A 15,552-nucleotide genomic window follows, 5' to 3' on the forward strand; every position below is an offset into this window, starting at 1 on the left:
GGATCGTGGCTCAGGCGAGCTGCGCTTTCCAGCGCGCGATCTGTTCGCGCACCCTGACCGGCGCGGTTCCGCCATAAGAGACGCGCGAATTGACCGAGTTTTCCACACCCAGCACGGTGAAGACCTCATCCGTGATGCCGGGGTGAACGGATTGCATCTGGTCAAGGCTCAGATCCGGCAGGTCGATCCCCGCCTTTTCCGCCATGCCGACCAGGGTGCCGGTGACGTGATGCGCCTCACGGAAGGGCAGGTTGAGCCGGCGGACCAGCCAGTCCGCCAGATCGGTCGCCGTCGAGAAGCCGGAGGCCGCCGCGAGCGTCAGGCTGTCGCGGTTCGCCGCCATATCCGTGACCATGCCGGTCATGGCCGCGAGACCCAGCATAAGGTTGTCAGCCGCGTCAAAGACCTGCTCTTTGTCTTCCTGCATATCCTTGGAATAGGTCAGGGCAAGGCCCTTCATGATGGTGAACAAAGCCACGGTCGCGCCGAGAATACGCCCGAGTTTAGCGCGCAGAAGCTCTGCCGCATCAGGGTTCTTCTTTTGCGGCATGATCGACGAGCCGGTCGTCCATTTGTCGGAAAGCCGCACGAAACGGAACTGCGCCGAGGACCAGATCACCAGCTCTTCGGCGAAACGCGACAGATGCATCGCGGTAATCGAGGCGGCGGACAGGAATTCCAGCGCGAAATCGCGATCTGACACCGAATCAAGGCTGTTCGCGGTCGGGCGGTCGAAACCAAGCGCCTCGGCGGTCATATGACGGTCAATCGGAAAGCTGGTCCCGGCCAGTGCAGCGGCCCCCAGCGGGCTTTCATTCATGCGTTTGCGCGCATCTTCAAACCGCGAGCGGTCGCGGGCAAACATCTCGACATAGGCCATCATGTGATGGCCCCAGGTCACAGGCTGCGCGGTTTGCAGATGGGTAAAGCCCGGCATGACCCAGTCAGCCCCCTGTTCCGCCTGGGCGACAAAGGCACGCATCAGGGCGCTCAGACCGGAAATCGCCGCGTCGCACTGATCGCGCACCCAAAGGCGGAAATCGACCGCTACCTGGTCATTTCTCGACCGCCCGGTATGCAGACGCTTGCCCGCCTCGCCCACGATCTCGGTCAGGCGGCTTTCGACATTGAGGTGAATATCCTCCAGCTCGACCCGGAACGGGAAATTACCGGCCTCGATTTCTGACAAGACGGTGAGGAGGCCTTCCCGGATCACCCCGGCATCGCTATCGGTAAGGATGCCCTGGGCCGCCAACATCGCGGCATGGGCGCGCGAGCCAGCAATGTCCTGGGCATAAAGCCGCTTGTCGAATCCGATCGAGGCGTTGATCGCCTGCATGATCGCATCCGGCCCTTCGGCAAAACGCCCGCCCCACATCTGGTTTGCGGCTTTGGACTGGTCCTCAGTAGACATGCGGGCCCTCGGAGAGATGGAGTTGGTGATGCGGCTGTTTCTGGCGGCTCTTTATACCGCGCTGGCGCTTGGTGCAAATGCAGCCCTGGCCGAGGGTGCAGGCGGAGATGCCGTCAGCGATGCGGCGAGCCTGCGCGAGGGCGATATGAAAAAGCTCCAGCTGCATGAGACCCCGAAGGATCTGCCAGCGGCAGAGCTGGTCATGCTCGACGATACGCCCGCCTCGCTGGAGGATTACCGCGGCAAATGGGTGGTTCTGAATTTCTGGGCCACCTGGTGCGCGCCCTGCCGGGCCGAAATGCCATCTCTGAACCGGCTGCAGCTCGCGATGCCCGACATCGCCGTCGTGCCGGTCGCGACTGGCCGGAACGAGCCCGCCGCGATCAGCCGCTTTTACACCGAGGCCGGGATCACCAGCCTGCCGATCCTGCGTGACCCGAAATCTGCGCTCTCGAGCCGGATGGGGGTGATGGCCCTGCCGGTAACCGTGATCCTGAACCCCGAAGGCCAGGAGGTAGCCCGGCTGATCGGCGATGCGGAATGGGACAGCGCGAATGCGCAATCCGTGCTTTCAGCGCTGGTGGCTGGCCACTAGGGCACGGCGACAAGAGAGAGCCCGTCAGCCTGACCCGGCCGTCATCGTTTTGTGCAACAAAACGGGCCGATTTCTTGAAAGAAATCGGCTCCGCTTACAGATCGAATGTCGCGAAGACCGGGACATGATCGGAAGGTTGCTCCCAGCCCCGCGCCGCGCGCAGGATCTTTGAACCGTGGCCGGCATTCGAGATATCGGGCGTCGCCCAGATATGATCCAGACGTCGCCCCTTATCGGCCCCGTCCCAGTCCGCAGCGCGGTAGCTCCACCAGGAATAGAGTTTGCCTTCGGTGATGTCCTGACGGGTGATATCGACCCAGTTCCCTGCATCCTGCGCCGCGCCGAGATGCTCGACCTCGATGGGCGTATGACTGACGATCTTCAGCAGTTGTTTATGGCTCCAGACATCATCCTCGCGCGGCGCAATATTCAGATCGCCGACCAGGATCGCCTTCTCCGGCCGGTCAGCATGGAAGGCATCCCGCATCTCGGTCAGGAAATCGAGCTTCTGGCCAAATTTCACATTCTGCGCCCGGTCGGGAATATCCCCTCCCGCCGGCACATAGAAATTATGGATGGTCACGCCATTTTCCAGCTTTGCCGCCACGTGCCGCGCATGGCCGAGCGCCGCATAATCGCGATCCCCCGCATCTTCGAGCGGCAGTTTCGACAGGATCGCGACACCGTTATACCCTTTCTGCCCGCGCGCCACCAAATAGCGATAGCCGAGCGCCGCAAAGCCTTCGGTCGGGAATTTGTCGATCGGTGTCTTGATCTCCTGCAGGCAAAGTACATCCGGCGCGTCTTCCGAAAGAAGCTTTGACACCAGCCCCTCGCGCAGACGCACGGAATTGATGTTCCAGGTGGCGAGGGTAAAGCTCATCTCTCTCTCCGGCAGTCATGATCCGAAGCGGACACTAGGCCGATGGCTGCGCAAAAGAAAGCCCGGCACCGCAGATGAGAAACGCGAGATACCGGGCAAGGTCCAACAGGGAGGTCCGGAGAATCTAGCACCAAACAGGCCCGGCACGAAGCATGAGGCAAGACTGGCCCGCTCAGACGGCAAGAATTATTGCAAGAACGCAACACCCGCGCCGGGCATTGCCATGCCAACCGACCCGGTCGAAACAGATGGCAAAAAAAGGCCGGGCAAAAGCCCGGCCAGTCCAACAGGGAGGTTGTCGTGTCATAACCCCGACACGACAAGGGGAACTCTTTCACGAAACGCCATCAGGTCGTACCGGCGTCACCCTGCCATAATGGGCAGCAATCCATTAAGGCGCGGTGAATCAAGCGACATTATGTCGAATTGTTGCGACTTTTATCGGGACGGCGGCACAGTGGCTTTACAGTGACAGCTCAGGCAACAAGCCTGTACCCGCCGCTTTCGGTCACCAGCAGCCGCGCATTCGAGGGATCGGGCTCGATCTTCTGCCGCAGCCGGTAGATATGCGTCTCAAGTGTATGGGTCGTGACCCCGGCATTATAGCCCCAGACCTCATGCAACAGCACATCCCGCGCCACCACACCCGATTGGGCGCGGTACAGGAATTTCAGGATATTGGTCTCTTTCTCGGTGAGACGGATCTTCTTGTCCTTCTCATCCACCAGGAGCTTTTGGGCCGGACGGAAGCTGTAGGGCCCAAGCTGGAAGACTGCGTCTTCCGACTGTTCATGGGTGCGCAGCTGCGCCCGGATCCGCGCCAGCAGCACCGGAAACTTGAACGGCTTGGTCACGTAATCATTCGCGCCGGAATCAAGTCCCAGAATGGTATCGGCATCGGTATCATGGCCGGTCAGCATCATGATCGGGCATTTCACCCCCGATTTGCGCATCCGGCGGCACAGCTCGCGCCCATCGGTATCGGGCAGCCCGACATCGAGAATCACCAGGTCATAGATCGCCGCCTTGGCCTTCTCCATCCCTTCGGCGCCAGTGCGGCCCTCGAAGACATCGAAATCCTCGGTCATCACCAATTGTTCGGACAATGCCTCCCGCAGGTCGTCATCGTCATCCACCAGAAGAATTTTGCGAAGCTGGGCCATGATACGGTCCTTTCGTTTGCTTGGGAAACAAATGCGCCGCGTTCACATTTCCCGCAAGATTTGCGACAAGGGAGTCACGGCCTCGTGTCGCAGGAGCAGGAAATATTTCAATTCTGTCATCCTGCGCCCAGATAAACGGGGTCAGGAGACGCGTCATGACTGCAGCTGCCGGTGCCTTTTCTTCTCTCGGACCCGATATCACCGAGCGCCTTTCGCGCGCGCGCGGCGATCTGCGGATGGGTGTGCCGGTGGTGCTGGCAGGCGAGGGCGAGGCCGCACTTGCTATCGCCATCGAGCCGCTGGAGCCACCGCGCCTGAGCGCATTGCGCAGCTTTGGCGAGCCGGAACTGGCACTGACCGCCTGGCGGGCCGAGACGCTGAAAGCCTTTGCCTGTGACGGCGATATCGCCCGGATCGCAGTGCCACCGGGCGCCGATACTGCCTGGCTCAAGGCCATCGCCGATCCGCAGGATGATCTGCGCGTGCCGCTCAAGGGGCCGGTGCGGGGGCTTTATGGCGGCTCGGGCGCGCTGCACCGGGCGGCGGTGTTGCTGGCGAAATCGGCACATCTTTTACCGGCGGCGCTGCTCGTGCGGGTCGAAAACCCGCTGCTGTTGGCCGCCGATCACGGGCTGACCTTCCTCAGGATCGACGAGGCACTGCCGGCCCTCTCGCGGCTGGCACCGCTTGCCGACGTGGTCTCGGCGCGGCTGCCAATGGCACTGGCCGGTGCGGGGCGGCTCCATATCTTCCGCCCCGATGACGGCGGCGACGAACATTATGCGATCGAAGTCGGCCAGCCCGCGCGCGACCGCCCGGTGCTGGCGCGGCTTCATTCCGCCTGTTTCACCGGAGACGTTCTGGGCTCGCTGAAATGCGATTGCGGCCCGCAGCTTCACGCTGCGCTTGCCCAGATGGGCGACGAGGGCGCGGGCGTCCTGCTCTATCTGAACCAGGAGGGTCGTGGCATTGGCCTTGCGAATAAAATGCGCGCCTATTCGCTGCAGGATCAGGGCTTTGATACGGTCGATGCCAATCACCGGCTGGGGTTTGAAGATGATGAGCGCGATTTCCGCATCGGGGCCGAACTCCTGCGCGGTCTCGGATTTCGCGAGGTGCGGCTTTTGACCAACAACCCGCGCAAAGTGGCAATGCTGGACAGCTGCGGGCTGAAAGTGGTCGAGCGTGTGCCGCTGAAGGTCGGAAAGACCCGCGAAAACGCGGCCTATCTGGCCACCAAGGCCGCCAGATCGGGGCATTTGCTGTGATCCACCCGGGACAGACCGCTGAGGACCTTGTGCTGAGCCCTACAGGGCTTTTGTTCCGGGGTCGCCGTTTCGCCTGCACCATCGGGCGTGGCGGCATCTCGCGCGATAAACGTGAGGGCGATGGAGCGACGCCTTTCGGGCTGCATCATATCGTTGGCGGCTTCTACCGCCCCGACCGGCTGGCCCGGGCCGATGTGCCGGCCTGGGCAGAACCGCTGATCCCGGGCGATCTGTGGTCAGATGACAGCCGTGACCCGGCCTATAATTCCCATGTCCGGGCGCCGCATGGTTTCTCGCATGAGGATCTGCGCCGCTCTGACCCGCAATATGATCTGGTTCTGGTCACCGACTGGAACTGGCCCGATGCGACACCCTGCCGGGGATCCGCGATCTTCCTGCATTCCTGGCGTCGCCCGGGCTGGCCCACCGCCGGCTGCGTCGCCTTTGCACAGCCCGATCTTTTGTGGATCGCGCGGCGCATCCGCCACGGGACAAGGCTGATCGTGCCCTATTTCGCGTAGGCACGATCCCCGAAAATCGCCGAGCCGACGCGGATATGGGTTGCCCCATGCGCCACGGCGAGCTCGAAATCCGAACTCATCCCCATCGAGAGCCCCTCGACCCCGTTTCGCGCCGCGATCCCGGCCAGCATTTTAAAATGCTGCACCGGGTCTTCGCCATCTGGCGGAATGCACATCAGCCCGACGACCGGCAGATACATCGCGCGGCAGGCCGAGATGAAATCATCGGCCTGGCCCGGCAGGATACCGGCCTTTTGCGGCTCTTCGCCGGTGTTGATCTGGATGAAAATATCGGGACTGGCGCCACGCGCATTGGCAAGGGTCGCCAGCCGCTCGGCCAGCGAGGGGCGGTCAACCGAATGGATCGCATCGAAAAGATCGACCGCGACCTTTGCCTTATTGCTTTGCAAGGGCCCGATCATATGCAGCTTTACGCCGGGGTATTTCGCCTTCCAGATGGGCCATTTGAACGCGGCCTCCTGGACGTAATTCTCGCCGAAGACGCGCTGGCCTTCATCCAGCACCGCCTCGACCCGCGGGCCGGGCTGTACTTTCGAAACCGCAATCAGCGTAACAGAGCCCGCTTCGCGGCCCGCGGCCAGTTCGGCGGCGCGCAGCCTTGCGGTGATCCCGGTAAGTGACATTGCCCGCACCTTTGCTGCCTCAGAACGCGCCCTGATTACAACGCCCGGGCACAGAAGGGAAACGCCGGAAATGAAAAGAGCGGGCAATGCCCGCTCTTTCCAAAGATATTGATCCGTTAAGATCAGAAGTCGAAGCGAACGCCGAGATCAGCTTTGGTGCCGTTGTTGGCGCCAGCTGCATCGCCGAAGCCCGACTGGATCGAACCCGAGATACGAGCGCCTTCGCCGAGCGAGTAGTCAGCGCCGATACCGTAAGCGGTGTCGTAGCCGGCACGATCCCAATCCGACACATATGCTTTCAGCGTGGTCGCGCCGAAGGTGTAGTTGCCGTAAAGGGTCACTTGCGTCGAGTCCGAAACACCACCAGCAGCGGTGTTGTAGTCGTAGTAGTTCAGGCCGACATTGCCGTCGCCGAAGTTGTAGGCCGCACCGATGAAGTAGTCATCGTTGTCTTTGATGCCTTGCGACGACAGGTTGATGCCGGCAGCGACCGAGATCTGGCCGTTCGACCAGTCAGCAGCCAGGCCGATTTCTTCGTCATTAGCGAGGAGACCAGGAACGATGCTGAGGTCTTTAGCAGTTTGATCCGGGTCGACGTACGAGAAGTACAGATTGACATCGGCGATCGAATAGAACGCAGCAACGCCGGCGTAGTTGCTGTTCTGGTTCGAATCTGCGCCTTTCGAGTTATAGGCGAAGAAGCCGTTCTGCGCATCGCCGAACGAGCTGTCATCGAAGCCCATTTCCGAATCATAGGTCAGGCGAACCGAGTCCCATGCGGTGTCGACGTTGCCGACCTGAACGGTCAGACCTTCGTAGCCGACCGAGAAGCGGGCCTTGTTACCGACGGTGGTGTCGTTGCCCAGGTCGTTCTGCAGACGCAGACGCGCGCCGAAGGTCACGCCGACATCGGTCTCGGTGGTAGCGTCGATATTCAGACGCAGACGACCAGCGATCTGGGTTTCTTCTTCGGTCCCAGCGATGCCCGAACCCGGGGTAACACCACGATCTTCGATATACTGCAGACCGAAACGGCCGTAGCCCGAGATGGTCACATCAGCAGCGGCGGCCGAAGCGCCAGCAACCAGTGCGGTGGTTGCGATAAGAAGCTTTTTCATCGTATTCCCTCGATTGACTTCCAAGGATGGCCCAACTCAGGGGAATCCGAATTGGGTATGGATCGTATTTCTGCTTCTCGGGGCCTGATTGCAACGATGATGCCGCGCCGCGCCCGGAAACGCCTCGCCTGTGGTGCAGCAAAGTCACAGTGCGTTTTTGGCCCCTGACAGCGGCCCATCCGGAGCGTACTGCCGCAACTCCCTCGCCCGGAACGCGGCCTCTGCTATTGCCCCATTAAAGCGGCAATACAGGCATGGCGCCGCCGCCGCCGGGGTCTTGCAGGCCAAAAAGCCTTGTTCCACACAGGTGGCTAAGCTAGACAGCCGTTTAAGTTAAACGGGAGTTTCCGATGGCTCTGGCGAAATCCGCGCGCAGCCTGCTTTGTGGCGGCCTGCTTGTTACCCTTGCGGCCTGCGGCGGCAATACTGGTGGAACCGCAGACGACGCCCGCACCGGGGCGACCGCCGGCAAGCAGGGCACGGCAGAACTGGGCAATTCGCGCGAAAGATCAAACCGCGCCGGCGGCACGATCTGGAATCTCTTCGGCAATGGCGCAGATCCGAACACCACTGTCGAGGTGAACAAATATATCTGGCAGGCCTCGCTTGAAGTGCTGAATTTCCTGCCGATCGAAAGCATTGACCCCTTTACCGGCGTAATCGTCACCGGCTATGGCCGCCCGCCGGGTGGGGGGCGTGCCTACCGCGCTACGATCTATGTTCAGGATCCGGCGCTCGAGGCACGCAGCCTGAAGCTCTCGCTTCAAAGCCAGGGCGGCGGCGCAGTGGCGCCCGAGACCGTTCGCGCGGTGGAGGATGCGATTCTCACCCGGGCGCGGCAGCTCCGGGTCCGGGACACCAAGCTCTGACCACAGCCAGAACCGAGACGACCAGAGGCGGCTTCGGCCGCCTTTTTCATGTCACAGAAGAATATGCCTTGCAGCAAGGCGGCGCAGGCAGGGATCAGCGCCCCGCCCGCGCGGCGATCCGCAGAAAGACCCGCTCGACCAGCGCAAGCCCTGGCACTTTCATCGTCGAGCGCAGCGTCAGATCAGCCTCGACCAGATCGGCGATGGCGGGTTCCAGGCTGCGCATCCCCCATTTCCTGAGCTGTCCCTGCATCCGATCCCGGCGCGGCCCGAAGACCCGTGCCTTTTGCAAGCCATTGCCTGCACCGCCCGGATCACTTGCCGCAATATGCAGTGTGCGGAAATACCGCAGCGCCTGGATGCAGAGGGTTACCGGCAACACGCCCTGCCCTCCCAGCCGCAGCATCAACATGCCGACCTGACGGCTCTGCCCCTCGGCCACGGCATTCAGGAGCTCATCCACCTCGGCGTCAATCGTTGCCGGTGCCAGCGCCGCGACCTCATCCGGTGTCAAAGGCGTCGGATCCTGCCATTTATACAGCGCGATCTTCTCAAGCGTCTGCCGGAAGTCACCCGGATCCAGCGCCCGCGCAAGTTGCGTCAGATCATCCATCACCGCTGGCGGGATCTGCGCGAGACCGGCTCTGGCCAGTTCGGATTCGATCTCTTCGCGCGTCGGCGGATCGTCATAAAGCCCGATGCAAACCGTATGGGGGAGCTTTTCAAACAGTGACTTAAGCGTCGATTTGCCCTTCAGATCGCCCGCCGTGGCTATGATCACCGCATCACCCGGCTTCCAGTCCTTCAGCGCTGCGGTAAAGGTCGCGGTCAGCCCGTCGGTTGCATCCTCGACAAAGGCCACACGCGGGCCCGGGAAGAAACCGACCGCCCTGACCGCATCCGACAGTGCCGCCTGGTCCTTGCGCAGATCCGCGCCCGACATGCGCGCAAGCCGCATCTCGGCCTCGCCTTCGGGCCCGATCAGCGCGAGAATCGCCGCCTGGCGTTTCAGCGCGACCCGCATCGTATCGGCACCAAAGATCAGAAGCCCCGCGCGGGCGGGGTCAGGCTTTGCCATGTAACGATTGGCCTCGGCGCCGCGCAGCAGCATCAGCCGGCCGACGGACCAGAGGCGCGCGCGCTGTTGCGCCTTTGCAGCGCCGCCATTTCTGCGATCAGCCGCGCCACGACCTGATCGGCCAGGATCGACATCAGCCGGCTTTGCGCATCTTCCTCTGCCGCCAGCATCGCCACGGTCGAGCCGGTCGCGTTGAACGCGGTGAAGCTTTGCGCCCGCCCGCTTGCGAGCACGGCGCCGCTGAGCGTATCCGAGATCCGGAAGGTCACGACCCCCGAGATATTGTAGCGCGTGGTGCGGTTGTCTGCGGTGACGCCGACACCATCCGTTTTGGTCGTGATGGCGTAGTCGAGGTCATAGAGATGGCGCTCGGGCCGCCCGAGACGCTCCTCGATTCGCTGCACAAAGGCAAAAGCCTCTTTGGTATCGGGGTCCGCCGCGCGCACCTGGCCCAGCAGGGCCTCGGCCGGTCCGCCCTTCTGATAGGCGGGAGTAAAGCCGCAGGCGGCAAGCGCCAGCGGCATCAGCAGGAAGGTCCGGCGGTCAGTCCCCACGGGTTCAGCCCCTTGATGCCGTCACGCGACGACGTTGATGATGCGCCCCGGCACCACGATGATCTTCTTCACCGCATTGCCACCGAGGAATTTCACCACATCCTCATGGGCCAGCGCCAGCTTTTCAACCTCGGAAGAGGCAAGATCCTTCGGCACGCTGATTTCCGCACGTTTCTTGCCATTGATCTGGATCGGCAGCGTGATCACATCATCGACCAGCAGCGCCGGATCGGCTTTCGGCCAGCCAGCCTGAGCACAAAGCCCTTCGCCGCCCTGCATGGCCCAGATTTCCTCGGCCAGATGCGGCGTCATCGGCTGCATCAGCTGCGCCAGAACCCGCATCCCATCGCGCGCCACCAGCGCCGAAGCATCGGCTTTCGCCAGTGTATTGGTCAGCCCGTAAAGCACGGCAATCGCCTTGTTGAAGGCAAAGCCTTCAATCGACTTCGTGACCTCGACCACCGCCCGCGCCACTGCCTTTTGCAGCTCAAGGTCAGCCGTGCCGGCGTAATCCGATGGCATCGAGGCGACCCGGTCCGACAGCGTCCAGACGCGGGTCAGGTGTTTGCTGGTGGCATCGGCACCAGAGGCCGTCCATTCGATATCCCGCTCGGGCGGGCTGTCCGACATCACGAACCAGCGTGCGGTATCTGCGCCGTAAGACGCGATGATGCTCATCGGATCGACGACGTTCTTCTTTGATTTCGACATCTTGGCCGAAGGGATCACCTCGACCGCAGTGCCATCCGCCAGCGTCACGCCCGCATCGGAACGCAGGACATCCTCCGGCAGATGGTAAACCGGGCGGCCCTTGTCATCGATGGTCTTGTAGATCTCATGCGTGACCATGCCCTGGGTAAACAGCGCGTCAAACGGCTCGCGCGATTTGGCGGGCAGATGGCCGGTCACGTTCATCGCACGGGCAAAGTAGCGCGAATACAGAAGATGCAGGATCGCGTGTTCGATGCCGCCGATATACTGGTCGACATTCATCCAGTATTCCGCATCCTCCATCACCGTCGGCGTGGTCGCGCGCGGCGCGGTGAAGCGGGTGAAATACCAGGACGAATCGACGAACGTATCCATCGTATCCGTCTCGCGCTTTGCCGCCTGGCCGCATTTCGGACAAGGGACATCGCGCCAGGTCGGGTGACGGTCGAGCGGATTGCCCGGCTTGTCGAAGCTTACATCATAGGGCAGCTCGACGGGGAGGTTCTCTTTCTTCTCGGGCACCACGCCGCAGGTCGGGCAATGGACGACCGGGATCGGGCAACCCCAATAGCGCTGGCGCGACAGGCCCCAGTCGCGCAGGCGAAACTTGGTCACGCCCTCGCCGAAGCCCTTTTCCTCGGCCAGAGCGATGGCGTCCAGGATGCCCTGTTCGCCGGTTTTGACCTCGGCCCCCGCGACATTGCGGATATAGGTGACGCGCTCGGATTTCGCCGGGACGAAGGGTTCCGTGAGCGCCGTCTCGGCCTCGCCTTCCGGGACGAAGACCGGGATGATCGGCAGGCTGTATTTGGTCGCGAATTCGAAATCGCGCTGGTCATGGCCCGGGCAGCCGAAGATCGCGCCGGTGCCGTAATCCATCAGGATGAAATTCGCGATCCAAACCGGCAGTTCAATGGAAGGGTCCAGCGGATGACGCACGCGCACGCCGGTATCGAAGCCGATCTTTTCAGCGGTCTCGATCTCTTCGGCGGTGGTGCCGCCCTTGCGGCATTCGGCGGCAAAGGCCGCAATGGCCTCGTTTTTCTCGGCCAGCGCCTTTGCCAGCGGATGATCGGCCGAGATCCCGGCAAAGCTGGCGCCGCCCAGCGTGTCGGGGCGGGTGGTGTAAACTTCCAGCCGGTCAAAGCCTTCCGGCGCATTCACCGTCTCGAACGCGAATTGCAACCCCTGGGATTTGCCGATCCAGTTCGCCTGCATCAGGCGTACCTTTTCAGGCCATTTCTCCAGCCCGTCGAGCGAGCTCAGCAGATCATCCGCCATAGCCGAGATCTTAAAGAACCATTGCGTCAGCTCTTTGCGCTCCACCAGCGCACCCGAACGCCAGCCGCGCCCGTTCTCGACCTGCTCATTGGCGAGCACGGTCATATCGACCGGGTCCCAGTTCACCACGGCGGCCTTGCGGTAAACCAGCCCCGCCTCAAGCATGTCGAGGAACATCGACTGTTGCTGGCCGTAATATTCCGGGTCGCAGGTGGCGAATTCGCGGCTCCAGTCGATCGACAGGCCCAGCGGCTTCATCTGGTCCTTCATCACGGCGATATTGCCATAGGTCCAGTCTTTCGGGTGGCCGCCCCGCTCCATCGCCGCGTTTTCCGCCGGCATCCCGAAAGCATCCCAGCCCATCGGGTGCAGCACCGAGAATCCGCAGGACGACTTATAGCGCGCGACCACATCGCCCATGGTGTAATTGCGCACATGGCCCATATGGATGCGCCCCGACGGATAGGGGAACATCTCAAGCACGTAATATTTCGGCTTTGACGGGTCGGCCTTCGCGGTGAAAACCCCGGCCTCATCCCAGGCGGATTGCCATTTCTTCTCGATCTGACCGGGTTCGTAGCGCGACATGGGTTGAGCCTCTGTATCTGACAGAGAGGGAATTACCCCTCCCGGCGTCAGAGGTAAAGGATCACAGCATCAGCTCCATATCGCGATGGGCAATTCCCGCATCCAGGTATTCCGGCCCGAAGGCCCGAAAGCCGAGCGCCTCGTAAAAGCCTAGCGCATGGATCTGTGCCCCCAGTTTCGCGCGGGTGACACCGGGCTGCGTGCGCAAAACCGCGACCGCCTCGCGCATCAGCGCCTGGCCGATGCCCTGCCCGCGCGCTTGCGCGAGCACGCAGACCCGGCCGATCTTGCCAGTCGCACCCTCGATCAGGATCCGCGCGGTCCCGAGCGGCTGATCGTCTGTGGCCAGCAGATGCAGCGCCTCGCCATCGCGCCCGTCGAGCTCATCGCCCTCGGAAACCGCCTGTTCCTCGATGAAAACGCGGCGCCGCAGTGCCTGGCAGGCGGCCAGATCATCCGTCAATGCAACCCGGATCACGCGAAATAATCCCTGAGAATACGGCTGTAGATCGCTTTCAGCTGGTGGATCTGCGCGATCTCCACCCGTTCATCGACCTGGTGCATGGTCTTGCCGACCAGGCCGAATTCGACCACGGGGCAGTGATCCTTGATGAAGCGCGCATCCGAGGTGCCGCCACTCGTGGAATAATCCGGGCTGACGCCGGTCTCTGCCTGGACCGCCTCGCGGATCATCGCGGAAAATTCGCCCGGCACGGTTAGAAAACTGTCGCCGGAATTGCTGGTCTTCACCGTGATCCGCACCCCGGTTTCCGCCGCAACCACTGCGGCATGGCTTTGCAGCCAGGTCGCAATGCTCTCTCCGGTATGGAGGTCATTATAGCGGATATTGACGATGGCCGTCCCCCTGGCCGGGATCACATTGGTGGCCTTATTGCCGCAATCAATCGTGGTGATCGCGAGGGTCGAGGCGTCGAAATGATCTGATCCCTCGTCCAGCGGCTCCGCCTCCAGCCGCGCCATCAGCTTCACCAGCGCTGACATCGGGTTCTTCGCGCGATGCGGATAGGCGGAATGGCCCTGCACCCCTTCGGCGGTGAACCAGGCGGTCAGGCTGCCACGCCGGCCGATCTTCATCATCTGGCCCATCACATCGGGGCAGGTCGGCTCGCCGACCAGGCAATGCGTCATCCGCTCGCCCTGCTCCGCCATCCAGTCCAGCAGCGCCACGGTGCCATGTTCGGCGACATCTTCCTCATCGCCGGTGATCGCAAGGATCACCGCGCCATCGGGCGGGGTCTCGCGCACGAAATCCACCGCAGCGGCGGCGAAGGCCGCCACCCCGGATTTCATATCGGTGGCGCCGCGCCCATACATCCAGCCATCGACCACGACCGCGCCGAACGGGTCCTGGGTCCAGGCCGCAGCATCTCCCACCGGCACCACATCGGTATGACCGTTAAAGCCGAAGGACCGGTTCGCCCCCCGTATGCCCCAGCGGGCATAGAGATTGGCGATCCCACCACGATCCACCCGGGTACAGGCAAACCCGGCCTCGCTCAGCAACGCCTCCAGCAAGACGAGCGCGCCCCCCTCTGCCGGCGTTACCGAGTTGCAGCGAATCAGCCGAGCGGTCAGCTCAGCCGGATCAACCGGGGTGAAATCGGTCATGGGGGTCTCCTTCAGGCGATTGCAACAGCCATAGTCCCGGCTGCCGCGCGGGGCAACCGGGGCCTCAGTCTGCCAGACCGGTATTCCCCGCCGCAACCGCTTCAACCGGCGAAAGCACAATCGCCGTCGCATTCTTCACCGTCAGCACCACGCCCGGCAACAGCCCGACCCGCGTCCGCGCCTCGGCCCGGAAGGCCGCGTCGATATTGGCGATGCCGCCCAGCACCTGCAACAGGGCCGGCGAGGTTCCGAGGTTGTTATGCCCCGCCCCCTGATTATAGGCGGCGGTGTCGTAATAGGTGACCTCGAGATCAGAGATCGGCCGCAGATCCGTCAGATTGCCCAACCGGTCAGGCGCACCTGCGATGCGCGACGAGATGTTCAGAATAGTGTCGCGGGTGCTGCCAAAGATCAGGAAGGGCTGCGGCAGTTTTCCCATGGCATGGGCCTGGGCGCGGAACAGATCAACATCGAGATCGGGTGAAATCAGGATCACCCCCGCCATGCGGTCCATCACTTTGCGATCCCCACGGATCGAGGCCTGACGCAGCGTCTCCATCGTCAGGGCGCCGCCCATCGAATGGGCCACGATGATGATCCGTTCGGCTCCGGCTCCGGCAATCTCACGGAGCAACGCCTCAAGTCCGTCGCGTCCGAACAAAGCGGAATCGCGGTCATAGACATAGCCAAGCGCCGACCCGCGCGAGGGCCAGGCATAATGCACCGCCACGCCCGGCACTTTCAGATCGTAATGCATCTGCGCGACGCGATAGATGCTTTCGGCCATGGTATTGTTGAAGCCATGCACATAGACGGTCACGTCACGACTGCCACGCTGCCCCAGATTCTTCGCCAGTTCCTTGCGGAAATCGCCCGCCGTCGCGAATTGCTGATCGGCGAGCGTCAGGAAATCCTTGGTCGGATCCGCCCGCTTCACCGATTTCGGCCAGGTGACCTCGCCCACCTTATGCTCACGTGGCATCAGGATGTCATAGCGCATGAAAGTCGCGAAATCCGACCGCGCGAACCCGAATTCACCATTCTCTTCGCGCCGCGACGTGCCGACATAGATCGGCACCCGGATCGACACCTCTTCGGCCAGCGCGATCTTTTCTGGCGTCAGCTCTTCAAGCATCACGAAGTTCCCGCGCGGCGCGCAGGAGGCGAACAGGACAAACGCCAAAAGGGCAACAAAAATTCTCATGCCTCTTTCCTGACCGGCCTGCCGCAACCGGT

General features: G+C 62.3%; 15 protein-coding genes. 4 read left to right on the top strand and 11 right to left on the bottom strand.

Annotated features, from left to right (window positions below):
* Positions 1 to 10 precede the first annotated feature (10 nt).
* Entirely contained in the window at positions 11 to 1,414 is a 1,404-nt protein-coding gene (gene argH / locus BLW25_RS13465) for an argininosuccinate lyase (RefSeq protein WP_092899855.1), read from the bottom strand.
* 25 nt (positions 1,415 to 1,439) lie between these two features.
* Between argH and BLW25_RS13470 the strand changes: the two genes are divergently transcribed.
* Positions 1,440 to 2,009: a TlpA family protein disulfide reductase gene (locus tag BLW25_RS13470; RefSeq protein WP_092902064.1), complete on the top strand. Its 570-nt coding sequence runs from the start codon at positions 1,440 to 1,442 to the stop codon at positions 2,007 to 2,009.
* A 94-nt stretch (positions 2,010 to 2,103) separates the two neighbouring features.
* On the opposite strand, the gene BLW25_RS13475 is transcribed toward BLW25_RS13470, so the two are convergent.
* Both BLW25_RS13475 and BLW25_RS13480 read right to left on the bottom strand, forming a co-directional pair.
* Positions 2,104 to 2,892, bottom strand: a complete 789-nt coding sequence (locus tag BLW25_RS13475; RefSeq protein ID WP_092899857.1) for an exodeoxyribonuclease III — start codon at positions 2,890 to 2,892, stop codon at positions 2,104 to 2,106.
* Between the two features lie 476 nt (positions 2,893 to 3,368).
* Complete coding sequence (locus tag BLW25_RS13480; RefSeq protein WP_092899859.1) at positions 3,369 to 4,055, bottom strand: response regulator transcription factor; 687 nt, start codon at positions 4,053 to 4,055, stop codon at positions 3,369 to 3,371.
* 155 nt (positions 4,056 to 4,210) lie between these two features.
* On the opposite strand from BLW25_RS13480, the gene ribA reads away from it, so the two are divergent.
* Together ribA and BLW25_RS13490 are read left to right on the top strand one after the other, a co-directional pair.
* A complete protein-coding gene (gene ribA / locus BLW25_RS13485; RefSeq protein WP_092899861.1) occupies positions 4,211 to 5,323 on the top strand; it encodes a GTP cyclohydrolase II in 1,113 nt (370 codons plus the stop codon).
* Between the two features lie 29 nt (positions 5,324 to 5,352).
* On the top strand, positions 5,353 to 5,844 hold the full coding sequence (locus BLW25_RS13490) for a L,D-transpeptidase family protein (RefSeq protein ID WP_253188440.1): 492 nt from the start codon (positions 5,353 to 5,355) through the stop codon (positions 5,842 to 5,844).
* On the opposite strand, the gene BLW25_RS13495 is transcribed toward BLW25_RS13490, so the two are convergent.
* Both BLW25_RS13495 and BLW25_RS13500 read right to left on the bottom strand, forming a co-directional pair.
* Entirely contained in the window at positions 5,832 to 6,488 is a 657-nt protein-coding gene (locus BLW25_RS13495) for a YggS family pyridoxal phosphate-dependent enzyme (protein WP_092899863.1), read from the bottom strand. The two genes, BLW25_RS13490 and BLW25_RS13495, sit on opposite strands and share 13 nt — an antisense overlap.
* 122 nt (positions 6,489 to 6,610) lie before the next feature.
* Positions 6,611 to 7,606 (bottom strand): porin, encoded by a 996-nt coding sequence (locus BLW25_RS13500; RefSeq protein ID WP_092899865.1) that lies wholly within the window; start codon positions 7,604 to 7,606, stop codon positions 6,611 to 6,613.
* A gap of 350 nt (positions 7,607 to 7,956) precedes the next feature.
* On the opposite strand from BLW25_RS13500, the gene BLW25_RS13505 reads away from it, so the two are divergent.
* Positions 7,957 to 8,475, top strand: a complete 519-nt coding sequence (locus tag BLW25_RS13505; protein WP_092899867.1) for a DUF3576 domain-containing protein — start codon at positions 7,957 to 7,959, stop codon at positions 8,473 to 8,475.
* A gap of 94 nt (positions 8,476 to 8,569) precedes the next feature.
* Here BLW25_RS13505 and holA read toward each other — a convergent pair whose 3' ends face one another.
* From holA to BLW25_RS13535, 6 genes are all read right to left on the bottom strand, one after another.
* Positions 8,570 to 9,586, bottom strand: a complete 1,017-nt coding sequence (holA, locus tag BLW25_RS13510) for a DNA polymerase III subunit delta (protein WP_092899869.1) — start codon at positions 9,584 to 9,586, stop codon at positions 8,570 to 8,572.
* Positions 9,586 to 10,107, bottom strand: a complete 522-nt coding sequence (gene lptE, locus BLW25_RS13515) for an LPS assembly lipoprotein LptE (RefSeq protein ID WP_253188442.1) — start codon at positions 10,105 to 10,107, stop codon at positions 9,586 to 9,588. Before lptE ends, holA begins: the two co-directional genes overlap by 1 nt.
* A gap of 21 nt (positions 10,108 to 10,128) precedes the next feature.
* Complete coding sequence (gene leuS / locus BLW25_RS13520) at positions 10,129 to 12,687, bottom strand: leucine--tRNA ligase (RefSeq protein WP_092899871.1); 2,559 nt, start codon at positions 12,685 to 12,687, stop codon at positions 10,129 to 10,131.
* A gap of 61 nt (positions 12,688 to 12,748) precedes the next feature.
* The gene (locus BLW25_RS13525) at positions 12,749 to 13,162 is read right to left on the bottom strand and encodes a GNAT family N-acetyltransferase (RefSeq protein ID WP_092902073.1); all 414 of its coding nucleotides are present in this window, start codon (positions 13,160 to 13,162) and stop codon (positions 12,749 to 12,751) included.
* Complete coding sequence (gene dapE, locus BLW25_RS13530) at positions 13,162 to 14,316, bottom strand: succinyl-diaminopimelate desuccinylase (RefSeq protein ID WP_092899873.1); 1,155 nt, start codon at positions 14,314 to 14,316, stop codon at positions 13,162 to 13,164. Before dapE ends, BLW25_RS13525 begins: the two co-directional genes overlap by 1 nt.
* A gap of 64 nt (positions 14,317 to 14,380) precedes the next feature.
* A complete protein-coding gene (locus BLW25_RS13535) occupies positions 14,381 to 15,520 on the bottom strand; it encodes an alpha/beta hydrolase (protein WP_092899875.1) in 1,140 nt (379 codons plus the stop codon).
* Positions 15,521 to 15,552: the final 32 nt, after the last annotated feature.

The organism is Rhodobacter sp. 24-YEA-8, assembly GCF_900105075.1.
Taxonomy (GTDB): Bacteria; Pseudomonadota; Alphaproteobacteria; order Rhodobacterales; family Rhodobacteraceae; genus Pseudogemmobacter.

Coding starts and splice junctions, on each gene's coding strand:
- leuS (WP_092899871.1), bottom strand. CDS start 12,687: ATGTCGCGCTACGAACCCGGTCAGATCGAGAAGAAATGGCAATCCGCC.
- BLW25_RS13500 (WP_092899865.1), bottom strand. CDS start 7,606: ATGAAAAAGCTTCTTATCGCAACCACCGCACTGGTTGCTGGCGCTTCG.
- BLW25_RS13535 (WP_092899875.1), bottom strand. CDS start 15,520: ATGAGAATTTTTGTTGCCCTTTTGGCGTTTGTCCTGTTCGCCTCCTGC.
- BLW25_RS13475 (WP_092899857.1), bottom strand. CDS start 2,892: ATGAGCTTTACCCTCGCCACCTGGAACATCAATTCCGTGCGTCTGCGC.
- BLW25_RS13505 (WP_092899867.1), top strand. CDS start 7,957: ATGGCTCTGGCGAAATCCGCGCGCAGCCTGCTTTGTGGCGGCCTGCTT.
- BLW25_RS13495 (WP_092899863.1), bottom strand. CDS start 6,488: ATGTCACTTACCGGGATCACCGCAAGGCTGCGCGCCGCCGAACTGGCC.
- holA (WP_092899869.1), bottom strand. CDS start 9,586: ATGCTGCTGCGCGGCGCCGAGGCCAATCGTTACATGGCAAAGCCTGAC.
- ribA (WP_092899861.1), top strand. CDS start 4,211: ATGACTGCAGCTGCCGGTGCCTTTTCTTCTCTCGGACCCGATATCACC.
- dapE (WP_092899873.1), bottom strand. CDS start 14,316: ATGACCGATTTCACCCCGGTTGATCCGGCTGAGCTGACCGCTCGGCTG.
- BLW25_RS13480 (WP_092899859.1), bottom strand. CDS start 4,055: ATGGCCCAGCTTCGCAAAATTCTTCTGGTGGATGACGATGACGACCTG.
- argH (WP_092899855.1), bottom strand. CDS start 1,414: ATGTCTACTGAGGACCAGTCCAAAGCCGCAAACCAGATGTGGGGCGGG.